Consider the following 19,376-nt stretch of genomic DNA (forward strand, 5'->3'; position numbering starts at 1 on the left):
TCATGCTGACCGGAAAGCGACTCGCCGCACTGGGCACCGGAGCCGTCGCGGCCGCCTTCCTCGGTGTTCTCGCCGTGTCCCCGACCGCGTCGGCGGAGGCGAACCCGCCCGGCTGCGGGAAGGGCAACTTCTGCGCCTACAGCGGCCCCGACCAGACGGGACGGCTCGTCCTCAAGGTCGCGGGCAACTGGTCGGGCAACCTGTCCGTCGGCTCCATCTTCAACAACGGAACCGTCTTCCCGGGCGCGGACCACGTGGACGTGACCTCGCTCCTGGGCGGCCAGCCCTCGACCGACTGCTTCCACTACAACCCCGGCCCCGGCAAGTACAAGGCCAACGCCGAAGCAGGCCTCACCATCACCCGAGTGGTGTGGCGAGGCGAATGCTGACGCGCTGAAACGGCGGGCCGGTGGGGAGGGGCGCAGCCCCTGGTTTTTCAGGGGCGCGGGGAACTGCGCGACAAGCCCCCACCGGCCCGCAGACAAGCGAACGACCCCCAGGGCGGAGCCCTAGTGGGGCCCCGCCGTCGCCGCGCTGATCAACGCGGCGACGGCGATCACGGCGGCGAACAGCGCGGTCACGAACCGAGCAGGGAAGAAGCGCGTGGCAATGCGTCGGAACACGGCGACAACCTCGCATCGTCAACGTAGGCCAGCGTATTAAGTCTGCGTCATCGTGCGTTTAACGCGCCGCTTAACCTAGGGCGTGTTCGCCTCTGGGGCAAGGGCCGCATTGAGCCGATCGGCCGCCTGCCCGACCGCCCTAACTGACCTCTTACAACGGGAAGTTGAATAGCGTGCGGGTGTAAGTCGACTTACTGGCATGCTTACGCCATGGCCGAGCGCGACGACCCGGGAATCATCGGGCGCAGAGTGCAGCAGCTGCGTACGGAACGCGGGCTGACACAGAAGCAGTTGGCGGAACCCGCCTACACACCCGCGTACGTCTCCACGCTGGAGGCGGGCCGCGTACGGCCCTCCGAAGAGGCGCTGCGGCACATCGCGGAGCGGCTCGGGGTCGCGTACGAGGAGCTCGCCACCGGGCGGCCCGCGCACCTCGCCACGGACCTGCGGCTGCGGCTCACCGACGCCCAGCGGACGCTGGCGACCGGCGAGGCGGAGGTCGCCGCCGAGCAGTACACCGCGCTGCTCGCGGAGGCGGAGTCGCACGGGCTGAACGCCGAGTGCGCGGCCGCGCTCCTCGGCCTCGGCGAATGCGCCCTGTCCACCGGGGATCTGGGGACGGCCCGGCTGCGTTTCGAGGAGTCGGAGAAACGACTCGCCGACGCCCCGCTGCCCGTCCGGGTCCCGGCCCTGCGCGGCCGGGCGGTCTCGCACTACCTCGCGGGCGAACTCCGGTACTCCTGCTACCTGCTGGAATCCACGATCGACGAGCTGAACCGTGGCGGGCTGCACGATCCGGACGCCCTGCTGCTGCTCTACGCGGCGGTCATCGCCCCGTACATGGACATGGGAGCGCACGCCCGGGCCGCACAGGCGGCGGAGTACGCCCTCGCGCTGGCCCCCCAGGTCGGCGACCCCGCGCTCCTGGCCCGAATGCACCGGTCCGTCGCCCGCACGATGATCGCCGAGGGCCGCATCGCCGAGGCGGACGCCTCCCTGGGCAAGGCGGCGGAGCTGTACCGCCAGCTCCAGATCCGTACGGAACTCGCCAACTGCCATTGGATGCGCGGGTACATGCACGCGCAGAACGGCGACATGGAGCGCGCGGAGAGCGAGTTGCGCGAGGCGCAGGCCATGCACTCCGCCCAGCGCGCCACGCTCTACACCAGCCAGGTCGCCGTCGAACTGGCGGACGTCCTGCACCGGCGCGGCAAGTCGGACGAGGCGGCGGCCCTGCTCCACGACGTGCTCGGGGACCTGAGTTCGGAGCGCGGGGCCGTCCACTCCGCGGCCGCGCACCGGCTGCTCGGCATCATCGCGGAGGACGCCCGCGACACGGAGACCGCCGAGGAGCACTACGTGCGCGCGCTCAGCCTCCTCGAACGGGCCGGTGCGGCGGGTGACTTGGCCGACCTGTGCCGGCTGCTGGGGGATCTGCTGCGGCGTACGGGGCGGATCGAGGCGGCGCTGGATGCGTACCGGACGGGGCTGGGGCACCGGACCGCTCCGGGCACCACCACGCTGGGCCCGGCGCCGGCGCACCCACCGCTCTGACGAGCGCCCTGTCCGCTCCGCGGGGGGGGGTCGTTATTAGCCTGCGGGTTCGTTGGGGCTGGTCGCGCAGTTCCCCGCGCCCCTAAAAACGAGCGGGGTCTCGGCCCAGGAAGCCCGCCAGGCGGGCCGCGGCCGGGGCGTCGCCCGCCACCGGGACGATGTTGCCGAAAGGCATGCCCTCGCCTCGGTACTGGGGTGGGAGGGTGGCCTCCGCTCGGGTCAGGATCTCGGCTGCCTCCTCCTCCGTGAAGGGGATCGGCCGGCCGGTGGACACGGCCAGGTCCCAGCCGTGGACCGTGAATTCCATGAGGGTCATGTTGAGGACCATGGCGGCGGGCAGTTCGGCGTCGCCGGTCACGCCGACCTCGCGGTCGAAGCCGTACTTCTGCCATCCGGCGACCAGCCCGGCCGCCGCGGCCCGGAACTCACCGGCGGGGTCCGGCCCCGACCGGTACCGCGCGGGGTCGGCGTCGTACGCGCGGCCGTGGCAGCGGGCCTCGAACAGCAGCAGCCAGCCGACGAGATGGTTGACCAGCGTCTCGACGTCGTACTCCTCGCAGGGCGTCGGAGCACCGAGCTGCCCGGGCTCGACGCCCTCGATGAGGTCACCGGTCTTGGACAGAACACCCGAAAGCAGCTCGATCTCATCCATGCCCGGAGTCTAGGAGCGCCCGCACACGCCGGTCTTGAAGAAACGCGTCACGAGGACCGCGTCACGACGAGCGTCATACCGAGGCAGTCGCCGCCGCGGCCACGCAGAACTCGTTGCCCTCCGGATCCGCCATCACCACGTGATGCCCGTCGAACTCCGCGAGGACCGTCCCGCCCGCCTCCACCAGCCTCCCGGCCTCCGTCCTGATCCGCGCCCACCGCTCGGCCGGGCTGCCGTGTCCCGGCACGCGGATGTCGATGTGGAGCCGGTTCTTCGCCGCCTTCGGCTCGCGGACCATCAGGATGGAGAGCCGGGGCCCGACGCCGTCGGGATCGCAGAGCCAGGCCGCGTCGCCCTCGGACTCGTCCTCCGGCAGGTCGAACTGCGCGAGCCACTCCTCACGCGTCCTGAAGGGAGCGGGCGGCGGCTCGTCGACGTACCCGAGGGCCGTCTTCCAGAAGCCGGCGAGTAGCTGCGCGTCCGTGCAGTCGAGGGTCAGATCGATTCTGGCTGCCATGACACGACCGTACGACTCGCCTCTGACAGCCACGGTCGGTTCGGGGCCGCCTCAGTGGGAGGCGGTCGACGGCGTTGCGGCGCAGACCCTGCGGTAGGGCATGTCCGGGATGTACGTGTGCCACTGGGCCGCTGTGAGGTCGGTGGCCGCGCGGGTGCAGACGTGGGAGACGACGCGTGAAGGTGCCACCGCGTACCGCTGGAGCGGGACGTGGGCGCTGCCCGCGTACAGCGTGCCGCTGTCCGCGGAGAAGGCGAGGGTGTCGATGCGTTCGCCGGGTGTGGTGAGCGGGCCGCCCAGGGGCTGCCGGGTGGAGATGTCCCAGAGCTGGAGCGTGCCCGCGTCGCCGCCGACCGCCAGCGTGCCGCCGTCGGGGCTGAGGGCGAGGGCGCCGACCGCCTCCGGGGTGTCGCCGAGCGGCATGGGGAAGACGTTCCGCAGGACACCTTCGCGGTGGCGCAGCGTGCCGTCCCACAGGGCGACGCGGCCGGTCTGGTCTCCCGCCGCGAGACGGGAGCCGTCGGCGGCGAAGGCGAGTGCGCCGATCTGTTCGCCCTGGACGAGGCCCTGCCCGGTGGCCTCCCCGGACGGCAGGCGGGCGGTGCGGTTGTCGCCGACGAGCAGGCGGCCGTCGGGGCGGACGGCCAGGTGGTGGCTGGCCAGGCCGGCGAGGTCGGCCGTTCTGCGGCCCGAGGCGGTGTCCCATGCCTCGTCGCCCACCTCGCCGATGGCCGTGGTGCGGGCGGCGTACAGGGTGCGGCCGCCGGGGCCGAGGGCCACCGAGATCACCGCCCCGGCCGACTCCGGTGTCGCCAGGTCCAGGGCCGTGCGCCGACGGTCGTGGACCAGGTCCCAGACGGTGAACCGCTGCGGTGCCGCCTCCCGGCCGGGGGCCGAGACGCCGTACGTGAGCGTGGTGCCGTCGGCGCTGAACGCGAGGAGCGCCAGCGTGTCCTGGGGGACGACCGGCTCGGCGGGGTCGCGGGAGACGGGCGGCGGCGGGGAGGGCAGCGTGCGGAGCAGACGGCCGTCGGCCGTGGTGCGGAGCTCGAAGCGATAGCGAGCACCGGCGGCCGCGCCCGCGCCCCCACCGGCGCCCGTCCCCGTGCCGGTGCGCTCGGCCGTGGCGTACGTACGACCGTCCGGGCTGATCCGTACGGCGTCCAGGGGATGGGCGCGCCACGGGGACGCGACGGCCGTCCCGAGGTCGAGGCAGTGGACGGTGCCGCCTTCGAGATAACGCAGGACGTTCCGGTGGGCGGGGTCCCAGGAGAGGCCGTGCAGGTGCTGGCTGTTGAGGGAGTGCCGGAGCACGGGCGCGGCGGGGGCCGTCAGCCGCCACACCCTGATCTCCTCGCGGTCGGCGGTCGCGAGGAAGGTGCCGTCCGCGCTGAAGGAGGCGTCCTGCGCGCCGGGTTCGTCCACGTCGGCGACCTCGCGGCCCGAGGCGGTGTCCCAGACGCGTACGCCGGACTTCGAGAGGGCGGCGAGCCGGGCGCCGCCGAACACCAGGACCGTCCGGTCCTCGTCGCAGAGCCCGTGGGCCCGCTCCCAGGGTCCGGGCACGGTCCGGTGGCGGCCGGTGTCCCAGACCTGCGGGGTCCGGCCGGCGGGGCAGACCGCGACCAGCCGGCCGTCGGCACTGACGGCCGGGGTCACCGGGCCGGGCGCCCGGTTCTCGAACAGCACCCTGCCGTTGGTGACGGACCGCAGCCGTACGCGGTCGTCGTCAGCGTCGCTCACCACGTAACCGTCGGCGCGTATGTCGGCGAAGGAGGTGAAGGGGAGGGGGCGCGGATCGCCGGTCCATCGTCCGGTGGACGTGTCCCACAGCCGGATGCCGTCGTCGGTGGCGACCGCGAGGACCCGGGCGTCCGGTCCGGCCGAGACCACGTCGCCGGCCGGCAGCCGTCCGGAGTCGGTGCGGCGGCCCTTCGTCACGTCCCAGGTCCGCCAGGTGCGGCCGTCGACGCTGAGCAGCGTGCGGCCGGAGTCGGCGAGGAAACGCGTGGGGCTGTCCCCCGACGCCGGGTCGGTGAAGATCGCGTGCTCCGGCTGGGCGAGGGAGCCGAGCAGGGCGCGGCGGGCCTCGGGCAGCGGGGAGATGCGCCAGGCGGCGACACCGAGCAGCATCGCGGTGTGCGGGTCGGTCGTGCGCAGCGCGTCGGCGACGTCCGCGACCCGGCGGGCGGTGGTGTCGGTGCGCTGACGCTCGTTGTCCCGGTGCTGATGCCAGGCCGCGAGACCGACGACCAGCGCCACCGCCAGCACGGCCGAGAACGCGGAGGTGAGAACCCGTGCCCTGCGGGTGGCCCGGCCGGCGGCCCGCCGCTCCGCCTCCCGCGCGTCAAGCGCGGCAGCGAGAAACGCCCGCTCCGGCGCGGTGAGCACGGGCCCGCGACCACCGTCTTGAGCTTCCGCCCGACGGCCCCGCTGCCCGTCCCCGCGAGCCTCCGCCAGGCCGCTCCCCGGTTCACCTCCCGGACCGCCACGCCGACTACCCGCCCGGCCGTCACCTTGAGCCCCCGCCCGGCCGCTCCCCGGTTCACCTCCCCGACCGCCACGCCGACTGCCCACCCGGCCGTCACCTTGAGCCCCCGCCCGGCCGCTCCCCGGTCCGCCTCCCCGAGCGCCGCGCCGACTGCCAGCCCGGCCCTCCCCTTGACCGCCCGCCAGGCCGCTCCCCGGTTCACCTACCCGACCGCCACGCCGACTGCCAGCCCGGCCGCCCCCTTCACCAGCCCCGTGTCGGCCCAGCCGGCGGCCCCCTGCACCAGCCCCCCGTCCGCCCACCCCGCGGCCCCATTTCCTGGCGCCCCCGTCGTCTCCCCTGTCGACTGCGACCCGGACATCGTCCGCGAACAGTTCCTCCGCGCGAGCCAGGCGTGTGCCGCGGTACAGGCCGCCGGGGTCGCGGTCGTGCTCCAGCCAGGCTCGGGCCGCCTCGGTCAGGCGGCGGTGGTGGCGCAGGCGCTCGCGGTCCTCGTCGATCCAGCCGCGCAGCCGGGGCCAACAGGTGATCAGCGCCTCGTGGGCGAGCTCGACGCCGTCCTCGTCCACGGTCAGCAGCCGGGCGCGGGCCAGCCGTTCCACCGCGACCGGCACCTCGCGGTCCGCCCACTCGTCCAGTTCGGCGCGGCTCAGCGGGCGCCGGGTGTCGTCGGTGCCCTGCCCGGGCTCGATCAGCCGCAGCAGCAACTGCCGGGCGGTGTGCGCCTGGGCCGCGGACAGCTGCCCGTACGCCTCCTCCGCGGTCGCCGCGATCGCGCCGCGCACCCCGCCCGCCGCCTCGTACGCGGCGAGGGTCAGCAGCCGACCGCGGCGCCGCTTCCAGGTCTCCAGCAGGGCGTGCGAGAGCATCGGCAGCGCGCCGGGCCGGTCGAGGACCTCCTCCACGACCCGCGCGGTCAGCTCCCGTTCGACCAGGAGGCCGACCGCCTGGGCGGGCCCGACGACGGTGTCCCGCAGCTCGTCCGCCGTCATGGACCCGACCAGCAGGGCGGCACCGAACAGCGCGTCCGCGAGCCCGCGGTGCTCGGCGCACCGGGCGTAGAAGTCGGCCCGTACGGCGACGACCACCCGCAGCCGGCTGTCCGGCTCCCTGGCGGCCAGCAGCAGGTCGATGAACCGGTCCCGCTCCGCGCGGTCCCGGCACAGGGTGAAGACCTCCTCGAACTGGTCGACCACGACCCAGCTCTCCGGCTCGTCCTCCGCCGGAGTCAGCAGATGCCCGAACCGGGTGGCGGGCCGCGCGCCCGGGGTGAACACCCGCAGGACCGCGGGACACCCCCGCCGCGCGATGTCCTCCCGGAGCCGGGGTATCAGCCCGGCCCGCAGCAGCGACGACTTCCCGCTGCCGGAGGCGCCGAACACCACGGCGAACCGGTGCCCGCAGGCCAGCGTCCGCAGTTCGTCCAGCAGCCGGTCCCGGCCGAAGAACAGCTCACGGTCGGCAGGCTCGAACCGCGCGAGACCCCGGTACGGCGGCGCGGAGTCCGCCGCCTCCTCCCGCACGGCCTCGGCCGCCTCCGACTCGGCCTCCTTCCAGCGGGGCTCCCACTCGGCCGGATCGCCGCCGCACGCCCGTACGTACCCCTGGACCACGGCCAGCGACGGCAGCCGTCTGCCGGCCGCCGCGTCGGACAGCGTCGTCGCGGAGAAGCCCGCCGACGCGGCCATGGTCCGGTACGACGGGCCGCCCGCGGACGTGCGCAGCGCACGCAGTTCATGGGCAAGCCGCTGTACGGGACCGGCCTCCGGGTCCAGCGGTCGTTCGGGACGCCCCACGGGTCCACCCACCTTCGTCCACGCCCACGGAGCGGATGAAAACGACGTTCGGGGCGGTCAACCTACGTATCGCTCGGATACGGCGTAAATACTTTCCGGCCCGGATGTGGTGTTGATGACAGCCACGGAACGGGATACCGAACAACCCGGCGGTGCCCCGGCATTGATTGCCCTGATGAAAGGGGGTGCCGGTCAACTCCCCGCTTGCCAGCCTCGGTCCCGCAGCACCGGCTCCGGCACGACCGAACCGGAACCGCATCCCGAGCACAGTGGAGAGCACCCGCATGTCCCAGGCAGCCCAGAGCAAGAGAACGTCCCGCCTCGGCAAGGCCGCGCTCGTCGCGGTCAGCGCCACCGCCCTGACCGTGGGCCTGACGGGCAGCGCCGACGCCGCCGTCCTGAACCCCCTGGGGTGGAACGCCGGCACCTTCCAGAACAAGTACATGCCGCTCTTCGACTACGACGGGAACAGCTGCTTCCCCGCGGCGGCGGTCGACTCGTCCGGCAGGCTCAACGGCGGCCTCGACAACACCGGGTCGATCACCGGCGGCTGCCGGAACAACCACCTCACCAAGGCCAACACGTACTCGCAGTCCCTGTGCAAGAACGGGTGGTGCGCGTACGTCTACACGCTCTACTTCGAGAAGGACCAGACGCTGAACGGCGCCGACGCCTTCGGTCACCGCCACGACTGGGAGTCCGTGGTGGTCTTCCAGAAGCAGGGCGAGGAGAGCCCTCGCTTCCTGGCCGCCTCGCGGCACGGCGGCTACAGCACCCACCCGATCAACGAGGTGCCGATGGGCAGGGTGGGCAACGAGACGAGCTACAACCGCGTCGAGATCGTCTACCACAAGGACGGCGCGAGCACGCATGCCTTCCGCTTCGCCAAGTGGGGCGAGCGGCCGGAGGCCTGGGGCGACGGAGGCTGGGACCGCCCGGCCCTGGTCACCATGGAGAACATGGCCGACGCGCCGCGCAACGCGCTGTGGAACTCCAACAAAAAGGGCCAGGAGAAGTGGGGCAAGGCCAACTTCCCGCTGACCAACAACCTCGTCGGCAACATCAACGGCGCCCGGAACGCCGACGGCCGGGCCAAGGCCGCCATCCCCGCGTTCTGACGAACGGTTCCGGCACAGACCGCGGCCGCCGACGCCACTCTCCCCCTCGCGTCGGCGGCCGCTCCCGTCCAGGCCCACGAGGCGGCGTACGGACATACCCTGGCCCGGTGACCTCTCCCGCCGCACGCACCGCGCTGGACCTCACCGCCGACCTCCCGGTCCCCGCCCTTGAGGACCTCTACCGTGACCTGCACCGCCATCCCGAGCTGTCCGGGCACGAGCACCGGACGGCCGCGAAACTCTCCGAGCGCCTCGCCAAGGCCGGCTACGAGACCGCGGACGGCATCGGCGGCACCGGAGTCGTCGGGATGCTGCGCAACGGCGACGGGCCGACCGTCCTGCTGCGCGGCGACATGGACGCGCTGCCGGTCGCCGAGGAGACCGGACTGCCGTACGCGTCCGAGGCGCCCGGGGTCATGCACGCCTGCGGACACGACCTGCACGTCGCCTGGCTGACCGGCGCCGCCGACGCGCTCGCCGCCGGGCGCGACACCTGGAACGGCACGCTGCTGGTCGTCGGCCAGCCCGCCGAGGAGACCGGCGAGGGCGCCGCCGCGATGGTCGACGACGGCCTGTACGAACGCTTTCCGCGCCCCGACGTGCTGCTCGCCCAGCACGCGGCACCCGGTCCCGCCGGGCTGTACGCGCACTCGCCCGGACTGATCATGTCGGCCTCGACGGACGTCGACATCGTCGTGCACGGGGTGGGCGGGCACGGCTCACGGCCGGAGGCGACCGTGGACCCGGTGGTGACGGCCGCGTACATCGTGACGAGGCTGCAGACGGTCGTCTCGCGGGAGATAGCGGCCCGCGAGTCCGCCGTGCTGACGGTCGGCCGGATCGAGGCGGGCACGCGGCACAACATCATCCCGGCCGAGGCGCACATCTCCCTCAACCTCCGTACGCAGTCCGCCGAGGTGCGGGAGCGGATGCTGGCCGCGATCCGGCGGATCGCGGCGGGCGAGTGCGCGGCGGCCGGCTGCCGGCGCGAGCCCACGGTCACGGTCGGCGGCAGCTTCCCGATGACCGTCAACGACGCCGACACCGACCGCCGGGTGGCCGCCGTGCACGGCGAGGTGTTCGGCGCGGGCACGGTCCTCGACTTCGGGCCCGTCATGGGCAGCGAGGACTTCCCGATCCTCGCCGGGGGCGGACTCCCGTACGCCTACTGGTTCGTGACGAGCACGCCCGCCGAGGTGTGGGACGCGGCGGCCGCCGGCGCCGGGGGCGACCTGATGGAACAGCTCGCGGCCGTACCCAGCAACCACAGCCCGCACTTCGCCCCCGACCTGTCGACGGTCGGCCCGGGCGTACGGACGCTGGTGTCGGGGGCCCTGGAGATGTTTGCCCAGTAGCACGCACGCGTTACCCGCTGTCCGCGGGTGCGCCCCTGGCCACCCGCACGCCCACGCCGCCTCGCCGGCGTCAGACCTGTGCCTGAAGCCGGTTGAGGTGCCGCTGGACATCGTCCAACGCCCCCTGCCGGCGCCCCGGAACGCGCAGGCGCAGGTCGGCCAGCGCGGGCCCGAGCTCACGGGCCCGCGCGGAGTCGCCGATACGGCCCCACTGGTGATGCGCCCGGTCCACGGCCGCCTCGACACCGGGGGCGCCGGGCTCCTGTCCGGCGGCCAGCCGTACGTCGGCCACCGCCAGCCAGATCCGGCAGCTGAGCTCCGCGTCCCCCGCGAACATGGCCAGATCCGCCCGTACTTCCATCCAGTGCACGACCTCGTCGGCCCCGGGCCCGTGCGCCCGCAGCGCCTCCTGTTCCCGCCGCCCGGCCAGCTCCGCGGCCTCGCCGTGCCTGCCGCTCTCGACGGCGGCGGTGATCTCGGCGTGGGGGTCGGAGGGCGGGGGCGGAGGTGCCACTGATACCTGTACGGGTACGGGTACGGGTACAGGAGGGGGCGGCGCCTGCTGGAATCCGGGGACGGGGCGCATGGGCGGCTGTGCGGGCGGTGTGGTCTGCATGGGCCGCGTGGGGTCGACCGCCAGCACGATGTCCCGGCGGGCCGCCTCCGGGTCCTCGCCCGACGACCGTGTCAGCGCCTGCTGGTGGAGGTGCGCGAGCGGGGGACGGTGACCGCTGCGGAGGATCGTGGCCACGGACTTCATGTACGTGGGTGACGCCACCGCGCGTCGCGGGGGAGGCGGGGCGACACGGCCGTACAGCAGGGTGCCCGGTCCCACGGTGAGCGGCTGGACGGCCAGGTGCTGCCAGGTCTCCGCGTCCGTGTGCAGGTCGACGACGACCGCCGTACTGCCCGGTGTACGCAGCCGGAGTTCCTCGCGGATCCAGTGCCAGGGGAAGCCGGTGTAGCGGACGGTCGCGGGCGTGGTGCGGGCCAGCGCGAGGTGCGGAAGCCGTTGGCGGCGGTCGAGCTGGAGCTGGCCGGTGAGGAAGACCGTGAGCGGTCCGGGGGCCGTCGCGGCGGCGCGCAGACGGGTGAGGACGGCCTGCGGTTCCAGGGGGTCGGCCAGTTCGACGACGTTCGCCGTGTCCGTGCCGGAGAGCACGTCGGGGGCGACGGCGGCGAGTATGGGGAGTACGGAGGCCGCGTCCACGAGGCAGCTCTTGCCTGTCGGCGACGCTGCGAGCAGCAATACGGTTCCTGGCATCGCCGTTGTCTCCTGCCCTTGGATCACCACGGTCTGCACGGTAACCGGTGCGGGTGCAAAGGTTGTTGGGGAGGGGGCGATAGGGGGTGGGTGGTACTGGTTTGTTCAGCCTCTGCGGGGCGGTGGGGGCTTGTCGCGCAGTTCCCCGCGCCCCTTACGGGGCCAGACGTACCGCGAAAATCGTTGTGTCGTCCGCCACGTGGGTCGTGTGGTGGAGGGTGCCTTCTCGGATCAGTTCCACGAGGCGGTGGGGGTGGGCGGTGGTGGGGTCGGTGGTGACGGCGTGGGTCACGTGTTCGTGGAGGGGGAAGAAGACGCCGGCGGCGTCCCGGGCCTCGGTGACGCCGTCGGTGACGAGGAGGAGGGTCTCGTCGGCGGCGAGGGGGACCCTGCGGACGGGCGGGACGCCCGCGCCGGACCCGGCCAGGCCGGAGAGACCCAGCGGGAGTCCGTCGCCGGGCGGCAGGACGCGTACGCCGTGCGGGCCCGCGACCAGTGGGGGTTCGTGGCCGAAGTTGACGACCTCGATGTGGCCCGTGGGGGAGCCCGGGGGCGGGAAGGCGACCAGGACCGCGGTCGCGAAGCGCTCCACGCCCCGTGCCGGGTCGGCGTCCAGGTCCTCGTCGAGGTCCGTGACGTACTGGCGGTGGCGGCCCATCCGTATCTCCAGCCGTTCGGCGACGACGGTCAGGGAGGCCTCGTGGTACGCCGACTCGCGGAACGTGCCCAGCAGGGCGGCGGCCGCCGCGACCGCGGGCAGGCCCTTGCCCTGGACGTCCCCGAGGAGGACCCGGGTGCCGTGCGGGCCGGGCTGGATGTCGTAGAAGTCGCCGCCGACGCGGGCCTCGCTGTCGGCGGCGAGGTACACGGCCGCGTGGTCCAGGCCGCCCCAGGGGGTGGGGAGGGGGCGCAGCACGGTACGGCGGGTCGTGTCGGCCACGTCCCGCATGTGCAGCATCCGCCGCTCCTCCCGGACCCGTACGGCACACGCCAGGGTCGCCAGGGCGCCGCCCATGGCGACCAGGATGAAGTCCGGCAGGCCGGTCTGGTCCTGGTGCGGCCAGGAGGCGTCGACCTCGATGTAGGCGAGGAGGGCGAGCACGGCGAAGGCGGCCGTTCCGCGGACGCCGCAGATCGCTGCCGCGATGCCGGGGACGAGGACGATCCAGGAGATGACCCTGAACTCGCCGGAGGTGTTCCAGTCGACCACCGCGATGGCCACGAGCAGGAGGAGGGGTGGTACCCAGGCCACGCTGCGGCCGCGTACCCGGAGAAGCTGCTGCCGCCGGGCGCGGCTGCCCGGATCCGCGCCGCTCACGCCCCCAGCGAAGCACGCCTCTGTCCTTGGCGCACGCCCAGTGCAGGGTTTGGCTGCCGCCGGCTCGTTTTCGGGCGCGGGCCCGGTGGGGGCTGGTCGCGCAGTTCCCCGCGCCCCTAAAAGACAAAAGCCGGGGCGCAGCCCCGCTTTAGGGGCGCGGGGAACTGCGCGAGCAACCCACGACGGCCCGCGGTCAACGAACCACCCCGCCCCCCACCCACCCAGGGGCGCGGGGAACTGCGCGCTCAGCCAGAACGAACCCGCACCCGGCACACAACTTGCCAGGGGCCTCCCGCAGGTGTGCTCTGGAAGGCAGGGGCGAAAGAGAGGAGTGCCCGATGACTCACGCGGCACCCGCACCACATCGCACACCCACCGCCACAAAAACGGCCGCGCTCTCCGCGAAACTCGCGATCCCGGCGCTCGGCGGCATCGTCTACGGCTTCTGGACGTCCGGCATAGACCGCCACTCGGGCCCGATCACCGGCTGGAACGCCCTCCTGGGCGTCGTCTCGGCGGTCGTGTTCGCCGCGGTCGCCCACGGCATCCACACCATCGCCCCACGCCTCCCCCGGGAGGCCAGGGCCCTCGCGTGGGCGGTGTTCGCGGGCATCGCGTTCGGCTTCCTCTACAGCCTCACGGACGCCAGCATCCTCAAGTCCTCGGGCATCTCCCTCGTGATCGCCGCGGGCGTGTTCGCGACGGTGTTCTACCGCTACTACACGACCGAGGACTGAACCGGCGGACAACCAGCACGACGCAGAGCGGCCTGTGCCCGTCGGCACAGGCCGCTCCACGTGTCCGGGTGGCCCGGGCCTCACCCACATCTCCCCGTCCCGGGCCACCCGTTCTCCTCGGACTCACCGCCCGCCGGGCACCCACTCCCAGCCCGAGCCCGAGGCGTCCCAGGAGCCGGAGAAACTCCAGCTCCACGAACCGGACGCGCTCCAGGAGCCGGAGGAGCTCCAGGAACCGTCGCCGCAGCCGTTGCAGCCCCCCGAACCGTCATGCCACCGGTCCTTCCAGGCCCCCTCGCAGGGGTCGGAGCCCCGCGCCACACAGGCGACCCGGTCCTGGCTGCCCGGCGAGAGCCGCCGCTCCCGGGCCTGCCCGCCACCGAACCGCCGGAAGCCGTACCGCCCACAGTCGCCGTACCGACGGAAGCCATACCGGCGAAGGCCGTACCCGCTGCCGCCGCCGTCAGCACACCGCCGCTGACCAGGGCGATCGCAAGGGTCCGCAGGGGCGGAGTGATGCCCATGACCGGCCTCCTTCTCCCCGCCTCCGTCCCCAGAACCAGGAAACACCCGTTCGGGTGAACCCTCCACCGGAGCCCACGGGGAACGACGGAGAAATCTCCTGCCGCCCCACCGATGAGTTTTCGTGCGGCCCAGGGTCTGCATCTCGAGACCGATCGAGGACTGCGTCGACAGACCGATGCTCTTCGCGGCCGGCGGACGCACCCTTGAAGAGCTACGGAAGCGACGCGAGTGCACTCGAAGACTCGAAGACCTCGAACACCACGAGCAGACCGAGAGAACGACGCGGATGGGCGGACCGACATGACGAGCAAGAACCGCACCGACCAATGGGCCGGGCCGGCCATCGAGACCGCGGGTCTGGTGAAGACCTTCGGCGACAACCGCGCCGTCGACGGCGTGGACCTGCGCATCGAGGCCGGCACGGTGTACGGCCTGCTCGGTCCCAACGGAGCCGGCAAGACGACGACCGTGCGCATGCTGGCGACCCTGCTGCGCCCCGACGGCGGCGAGGCCCACGTCTTCGGCCACGACGTCGTACGGGAGGCGGACGCCGTACGGACCAGGGTGAGCCTCACCGGGCAGTACGCCTCGGTGGACGAGGACCTGACGGGCACGGAGAACCTCGTGCTGCTGGCCAGGCTGACGGGCCACAGCAAGAAGGCCTCGTACGACCGAGCGGCGCAACTCCTCGACGCCTTCGGGCTGTCGGAGGCGGCGGCCCGCCAGGTGAAGAACTACTCGGGCGGTATGCGGCGCCGGATCGACATCGCCGCGTCCATCCTCAACACCCCCGACCTGCTGTTCCTGGACGAGCCGACGACGGGTCTGGACCCGCGCAGCCGCAACCAGGTGTGGGAGATCGTGCGCGCGGTCGTCGCCCAGGGGACCACGGTCCTGCTCACCACCCAGTACCTGGACGAGGCCGACCAGTTGGCGTCCCGGATCGCCGTCATCGACAAGGGCAAGGTCATCGCCGAGGGCACCAAGGGCGAGCTGAAGGCGTCGGTGGGCGCGGGAGCCGTGCACGTACGGCTGCGGGACGCGCACCAGCGGCCGGACGCCGAGCGGCTGCTGAGGCAGGCCCTCGACGCGGACGTACAGCTGGAGCCGGACCCGGTGGCGCTGACCGCCCGGGTCGGCAACGGCTCGTCGAACGGTGCCGGGGCGGCCGAGAAGGCGTCCCGTGCCCTCGCCGAGCTGGCCCACGCGGGCATCACCGTCGACAACTTCTCCCTGGGCCAGCCGAGCCTGGACGAGGTGTTCCTCGCCCTCACCGGCAAGTCCGACCACACAGAGACGTCATCCCAGCCGCCGACGACGAAGCAGCAGCAGCAGCAGCAGACGAAAGAGGCCACGGCATGAGCACCGCGACCCAGACCACCGAAGCCGCCGACCTCGCGCCGGTCAGTACCGAGAGCCTGGCCGCGCTGCTCGTCGCCACCGAGCGCCCGCCGCGGCCGAACGCGGTCCAGACGTCGCTCACCTTCGGCTGGCGGGCGATGCTGAAGATCAAGCACGTGCCCGAGCAGCTGTTCGACGTGACGGCGTTCCCGATCATGCTGGTGCTGATGTACACGTATCTGTTCGGCGGGGCCCTGGCGGGCTCCCCGACGGAGTACATCCAGTACCTGCTGCCCGGCATCCTCGTCATGTCCGTCACCATGATCACGATGTACACGGGCCTGGCGGTCAACATCGACATCGAGAAGGGTGTCTTCGACCGCTTCCGCTCGCTCCCCATCTGGCGTCCGTCGACGCTGGTGGGCTATCTGCTCGGGGACGCCCTGCGCTACGCGATGGCGTCGGTCGTGATGCTGTCGGTGGGTCTGATCATGGGCTTCCGCCCGGACGGCGGCTTCCAGGGAGTGCTCGGAGGAGTGGTCCTCCTGATCATCTTCTCCTTCGCCTTCTCCTGGGTGTGGACCATGTTCGGCCTGCTGCTGCGCACGGAGAAGTCGGTCATGGGCGTCAGCATGATGATCCTGTTCCCGCTGACCTTCCTGAGCGACATCTTCGTCCGCCCCGAGACGATGCCGGGCTGGCTGCAGGCCTTCGTCAACAACAACCCGATCACGCATCTGTCCTCGGCGGTGCGCGGTCTGATGGAGGGCTCCTGGCCGGCCTCGGAGATCGCGTGGTCGCTGGGCTGGGCCGGACTGTTCGTCGCGGTCTTCGGCCCGGTGACGATGCGGCTCTACAACCGCAAGTAGCGGGTTTCCACCACCACACGTTCTCCCGGGGGCCCGGACGGTCGCCGTCCGTCCCCCGGAAGAACGCAATCCAGGCCCGGATGCAGTCACCCCGGCCGTTCCCCGATGGCGGGGCGCGCGGCCGGGGTTCTTCCTTGAGGGGTGCGGAAAGTCCTCTCGGCGGTGCTGATCGTGCTCGCCTGCGTCCTCGTGCCGCTGGGCGGGCTTTCGGCATGGGCGAAGTACGAGATCGGCGACACCGGACGGTACGTGGACACGATGGCGCCCCTCGCCGCCGGGCCCGACGTACAGAGTGCGATCGCCGACTCGGTCACCGACGGGGTCATGAACCAGATCGAGGTCGGACCGCTGGAGGGCGAGGTCCGCGCGTACGTACGCAGGGCGGTGCGGTCCTTCACCGGTACGGAGGCCTTCCGCGCCGCCTGGAACACGGCGAACCGGGCCGCGCACGACGCCGTCCTGCGGGCCCTGCGCAGCGGCCGGGAGGGCGCCGTCACCCTCGACCTGGCACCCGTCACCCAGCAGCTGAAGTCCCAGCTGTCCTACGACCGGGTGCCGTTGGCGAACCGCATCCCCATCGAGCACACCGAGGTCACCGTCCTTGAGGCCCAGGAGCTGAGCACGCTCCGGAAGGGGTTCCACGTGCTGGAGATCGCGGGCTTCTGGCTCCCGCTCGCGGCGGTCGCCCTGGCCGTCGGCGGCATCCTGCTGGCCGTACGCCGCCGCCAGGCCGTCACGGCCACGGCACTCGGCATGGCCCTGGGCGCCGCCCTGCTGGCCCTCGCCACGGTCGTCGGCCGCGCCCTGACGCTCGCCGACCTCCCCACCCATGTCTCCCGGGCGGCGGCGGGCACCGTCTACGACGCCCTGACCTCGACACTTCGCACGGCCACCTGGTTCATCCTGGCCCTCGGCCTCACCGTCGCCGCCGCGACCTGGCTCATGGACCACCACGCGCGACGTCGCGCAGCGTCCGCAGCGCCTGCCCCAGCACCGGCACCGGAACCGACGCGAGCCCGAGCCTGACGGCGTCCGGTGCCCCCTGCGCCCCCACCGCGAAGGCGGACCCCGGCGTGACCGCGATCCCGCGCGCCGCCGCGGCCGCCGTGAAGGTGTCCGCGCGCCACGGCGACGGCAGCTCCCACCAGGCGTAGTACGCGGACGGGTCGGCGCGTACGGCGAATCCGTCGAGCAGTTCCGCGACGACCCGCTGCCGCCGGGCGGCGTCCGCGCGCCGGTCGGCGACCAGCCGGTCCACGACCCCGTCCTGGATCCACCGCGTCCCCGCCTCCAGCGCGAACCGTCCCGCCGTCCACCCGCCCGACCGCAGCGCCCCCGCCGCCTCCTCGACCCGCCCCTCGGGCACGACGAGGAACCCGACGGTCAGCCCGGGCGCGACCCGCTTGGACAGCCCGTCGACGACATGGACGCGCTCGGGGGCGTACGCGGCGAACGGCACACCCTCCTCGTGCAGGAACGACCAGATCCGGTCCTCCACGACCGGCAGCCCCAACTCCCGAACCACCTCGGCGAGTTCACGCTTGCGCGCGTCCCCCATCGTCGCCGAGGTGGGATTGTGCAGGGTCGGCTGGACGTACAGGGCGGAGAGCGGCGCGGAGTGGTGGGCGGCAGCGACGGCCCCCGGCAGCAGCCCTTCCCCGTCCGTCTCCAGCGGTACGAGCACGCACCCGGTCCGCGCCGCGATCTCCTTGACCAGCGGATACGTCAGCGCCTCGACCCCGACCCGCCCCCCGGGCCGCACCAGCGAGGCGAGCGCGCCCGCGATGGCCTGCCGGGCGTTCCCGGCGAAGAGGAGCTGCTCCGGATGCGGCCGCCACCCCGATCCGGCCAGCAGCCCGGCGACGGCCTCGCGCGCGGCGGCGGTCCCGGTGGCGGCGACGGTACGGGTCACCTCCCCCAGCACATCGGCCCGCAGCAGCGGCACGAGTCCGCCGGCCAGCAGCTCCGACTGCCCTTCCACGGACGGGTAGTTGAGCTCCAGGTTGACGGCCGCCGTGCTCGCCGGCTCGGCCAGCGCCCGCCCCGACGGCACCGGCGCCGCCCGTACGAACGTGCCGCGCCCGACCTCCCCGACGACCAGGCCCCGCCGCACCAACTCCCCGTACACACGCCCGGCGGTGGACCCCGCGATGCGCCGGCGCCGGGCGAACACCCGCTGCGGCGGCAGCCGTTCACCGGCCTTCAGCCGCCCCGTGAGGATCTCCTCGGCCAGCCGGTCGGCGATACGCCGATAGTCCTCCACGCCCACCCCTCCCTGGATTGCACCGAGGGCAAAGATCTTATTGCACCGAGGAGTTCCCGGAATCTAGGGTCCTGAACATGGCTCCCTTCCTCCTGTACGAGGACAAAGGCGCGCATGCCTCAACGTCCGTGCCCCTTGTCCTGATCCACGGCCACCCGTTCGACCGGACCATGTGGGCCCCGCAGCTCGCCGCGTTCTCTCCGGAGCGCCGGGTGATCGCCCCCGACCTGCGCGGTTACGGCAGATCCCCGGTGGTCCCCGGGGTGACCCCGCTCGCCACCTTCGCCGAGGACATCGCGGCCCTCCTCGACGACCTGGGCGTACGCGAGTTCGCGCTGGCCGGTCTTTCCATGGGCGGCCAGATCGTCATGGAGTGCTACCGGCAGTTCCCCGAGCGCGTCCGGGCGCTCGTCCTCGCGGACACCTTCCCGGCGGCCGAGACCCCGGCCGGCAAGAAGTCCCGCAACGACATGGCCGACCGCCTCCTCCGCGAGGGCATGCGCCCGTACGCCGACGAGGTCCTGCACAGGATGGTCGCCCCGTACGCCCACCCCGACGTGGCCGCCCATGTGCACCGCATGATGACGGCCACGTCCCCCGAGGGCGCGGCGGCCGCCCTCCGGGGGCGGGCGGAACGCCCCGACTATCGCGAACTGCTGACCCGCGTCACCGTTCCGACGCTCGTGGTCGTCGGCGAGGACGACGAGTACACGCCTGTGGCGGACGCACGCGCCATGCACGCGGCGGTCCCGGGCTCCGCGCTGCGGGTCATCCCGCGAGCGGCCCACATGCCGAACCTTGAACAGCCGGAGGCGTTCAATGCGGCCCTGGCCGCGCTTCTGGGTCGTCTTTGAGTGCGGGCCCGGTGGGGGCTGGTCGCGCAGTTCCCCGCGCCCCCAAAGACGAAAAGCCAGGGGCGCAGCCCCGCTTTTCAGGGGCGCGGGGAACTGCGC

15 protein-coding genes are annotated in these 19,376 nt (G+C 72.9%); 9 read left to right on the forward strand and 6 right to left on the reverse strand.

Features of this window, described 5'->3' with window-relative positions:
• The first annotated feature begins 2 nt into the window (after positions 1-2).
• The gene (locus ACFWXQ_RS29915; RefSeq protein ID WP_383941702.1) at positions 3-389 is read left to right on the forward strand and encodes a peptidase inhibitor family I36 protein; all 387 of its coding nucleotides are present in this window, start codon (positions 3-5) and stop codon (positions 387-389) included.
• 444 nt (positions 390-833) lie between these two features.
• On the forward strand, positions 834-2,177 hold the full coding sequence (locus tag ACFWXQ_RS29920; RefSeq protein WP_383941705.1) for a helix-turn-helix domain-containing protein: 1,344 nt from the start codon (positions 834-836) through the stop codon (positions 2,175-2,177).
• Positions 2,178-2,259: 82 nt separating this feature from the next.
• On the opposite strand, the gene ACFWXQ_RS29925 is transcribed toward ACFWXQ_RS29920, so the two are convergent.
• The 3 genes from ACFWXQ_RS29925 to ACFWXQ_RS29935 form a co-directional block, all read right to left on the reverse strand.
• On the reverse strand, positions 2,260-2,829 hold the full coding sequence (locus tag ACFWXQ_RS29925) for a TIGR03086 family metal-binding protein (RefSeq protein WP_383941708.1): 570 nt from the start codon (positions 2,827-2,829) through the stop codon (positions 2,260-2,262).
• Between the two features lie 73 nt (positions 2,830-2,902).
• A complete protein-coding gene (locus tag ACFWXQ_RS29930; protein ID WP_383941711.1) occupies positions 2,903-3,346 on the reverse strand; it encodes a VOC family protein in 444 nt (147 codons plus the stop codon).
• Between the two features lie 51 nt (positions 3,347-3,397).
• Positions 3,398-7,633, reverse strand: a complete 4,236-nt coding sequence (locus ACFWXQ_RS29935; RefSeq protein WP_383941714.1) for a hypothetical protein — start codon at positions 7,631-7,633, stop codon at positions 3,398-3,400.
• A 284-nt stretch (positions 7,634-7,917) separates the two neighbouring features.
• On the opposite strand from ACFWXQ_RS29935, the gene ACFWXQ_RS29940 reads away from it, so the two are divergent.
• Together ACFWXQ_RS29940 and ACFWXQ_RS29945 are read left to right on the forward strand one after the other, a co-directional pair.
• Positions 7,918-8,751 (forward strand): NPP1 family protein, encoded by an 834-nt coding sequence (locus ACFWXQ_RS29940; RefSeq protein WP_383941717.1) that lies wholly within the window; start codon positions 7,918-7,920, stop codon positions 8,749-8,751.
• 107 nt (positions 8,752-8,858) lie between these two features.
• On the forward strand, positions 8,859-10,106 hold the full coding sequence (locus tag ACFWXQ_RS29945; protein WP_383941721.1) for an amidohydrolase: 1,248 nt from the start codon (positions 8,859-8,861) through the stop codon (positions 10,104-10,106).
• A 70-nt stretch (positions 10,107-10,176) separates the two neighbouring features.
• Here the strand turns inward: ACFWXQ_RS29945 and ACFWXQ_RS29950 are convergent, their stop codons facing one another.
• Positions 10,177-11,370 carry a hypothetical protein gene (locus ACFWXQ_RS29950; protein ID WP_383941724.1) on the reverse strand — a complete coding sequence of 398 codons (1,194 nt, stop codon included), beginning with the start codon at positions 11,368-11,370 and terminating at the stop codon, positions 10,177-10,179.
• A 154-nt stretch (positions 11,371-11,524) separates the two neighbouring features.
• A complete protein-coding gene (locus ACFWXQ_RS29955) occupies positions 11,525-12,688 on the reverse strand; it encodes a PP2C family protein-serine/threonine phosphatase (RefSeq protein WP_383941727.1) in 1,164 nt (387 codons plus the stop codon).
• 338 nt (positions 12,689-13,026) lie between these two features.
• On the opposite strand from ACFWXQ_RS29955, the gene ACFWXQ_RS29960 reads away from it, so the two are divergent.
• From ACFWXQ_RS29960 to ACFWXQ_RS29975, 4 genes are all read left to right on the forward strand, one after another.
• Complete coding sequence (locus ACFWXQ_RS29960; protein WP_383955978.1) at positions 13,027-13,425, forward strand: hypothetical protein; 399 nt, start codon at positions 13,027-13,029, stop codon at positions 13,423-13,425.
• 825 nt (positions 13,426-14,250) lie between these two features.
• On the forward strand, positions 14,251-15,312 hold the full coding sequence (locus tag ACFWXQ_RS29965; protein WP_383955981.1) for an ATP-binding cassette domain-containing protein: 1,062 nt from the start codon (positions 14,251-14,253) through the stop codon (positions 15,310-15,312).
• Complete coding sequence (locus ACFWXQ_RS29970) at positions 15,309-16,160, forward strand: ABC transporter permease (protein WP_383955984.1); 852 nt, start codon at positions 15,309-15,311, stop codon at positions 16,158-16,160. Before ACFWXQ_RS29965 ends, ACFWXQ_RS29970 begins: the two co-directional genes overlap by 4 nt.
• 141 nt (positions 16,161-16,301) lie before the next feature.
• The gene (locus ACFWXQ_RS29975) at positions 16,302-17,186 is read left to right on the forward strand and encodes a hypothetical protein (protein ID WP_383955987.1); all 885 of its coding nucleotides are present in this window, start codon (positions 16,302-16,304) and stop codon (positions 17,184-17,186) included.
• Here ACFWXQ_RS29975 and ACFWXQ_RS29980 read toward each other — a convergent pair.
• Complete coding sequence (locus ACFWXQ_RS29980) at positions 17,101-18,423, reverse strand: PLP-dependent aminotransferase family protein (RefSeq protein WP_383955990.1); 1,323 nt, start codon at positions 18,421-18,423, stop codon at positions 17,101-17,103. The two genes, ACFWXQ_RS29975 and ACFWXQ_RS29980, sit on opposite strands and share 86 nt — an antisense overlap.
• Before the next feature lie 77 nt (positions 18,424-18,500).
• Between ACFWXQ_RS29980 and ACFWXQ_RS29985 the strand changes: the two genes are divergently transcribed.
• Positions 18,501-19,277 (forward strand): alpha/beta fold hydrolase, encoded by a 777-nt coding sequence (locus ACFWXQ_RS29985; protein ID WP_383955993.1) that lies wholly within the window; start codon positions 18,501-18,503, stop codon positions 19,275-19,277.
• Positions 19,278-19,376 lie beyond the last annotated feature (99 nt).

The organism is Streptomyces sp. NPDC058697 (assembly GCF_042715345.1).
GTDB classification, from domain to species: Bacteria; Actinomycetota; Actinomycetes; order Streptomycetales; family Streptomycetaceae; genus Streptomyces; species Streptomyces liliifuscus.

What these genes read in the sequence shown, in the direction of transcription:
- ACFWXQ_RS29915 (WP_383941702.1), top strand. Translation starts at nt 3, where the DNA reads ATGCTGACCGGAAAGCGACTCGCCGCACTGGGCACCGGAGCCGTCGCG.
- ACFWXQ_RS29920 (WP_383941705.1), top strand. Translation starts at nt 834, where the DNA reads ATGGCCGAGCGCGACGACCCGGGAATCATCGGGCGCAGAGTGCAGCAG.
- ACFWXQ_RS29925 (WP_383941708.1), bottom strand. Translation starts at nt 2,829, where the DNA reads ATGGATGAGATCGAGCTGCTTTCGGGTGTTCTGTCCAAGACCGGTGAC.
- ACFWXQ_RS29930 (WP_383941711.1), bottom strand. Translation starts at nt 3,346, where the DNA reads ATGGCAGCCAGAATCGATCTGACCCTCGACTGCACGGACGCGCAGCTA.
- ACFWXQ_RS29940 (WP_383941717.1), top strand. Translation starts at nt 7,918, where the DNA reads ATGTCCCAGGCAGCCCAGAGCAAGAGAACGTCCCGCCTCGGCAAGGCC.
- ACFWXQ_RS29950 (WP_383941724.1), bottom strand. Translation starts at nt 11,370, where the DNA reads ATGCCAGGAACCGTATTGCTGCTCGCAGCGTCGCCGACAGGCAAGAGC.
- ACFWXQ_RS29960 (WP_383955978.1), top strand. Translation starts at nt 13,027, where the DNA reads ATGACTCACGCGGCACCCGCACCACATCGCACACCCACCGCCACAAAA.
- ACFWXQ_RS29965 (WP_383955981.1), top strand. Translation starts at nt 14,251, where the DNA reads ATGACGAGCAAGAACCGCACCGACCAATGGGCCGGGCCGGCCATCGAG.
- ACFWXQ_RS29970 (WP_383955984.1), top strand. Translation starts at nt 15,309, where the DNA reads ATGAGCACCGCGACCCAGACCACCGAAGCCGCCGACCTCGCGCCGGTC.
- ACFWXQ_RS29985 (WP_383955993.1), top strand. Translation starts at nt 18,501, where the DNA reads ATGGCTCCCTTCCTCCTGTACGAGGACAAAGGCGCGCATGCCTCAACG.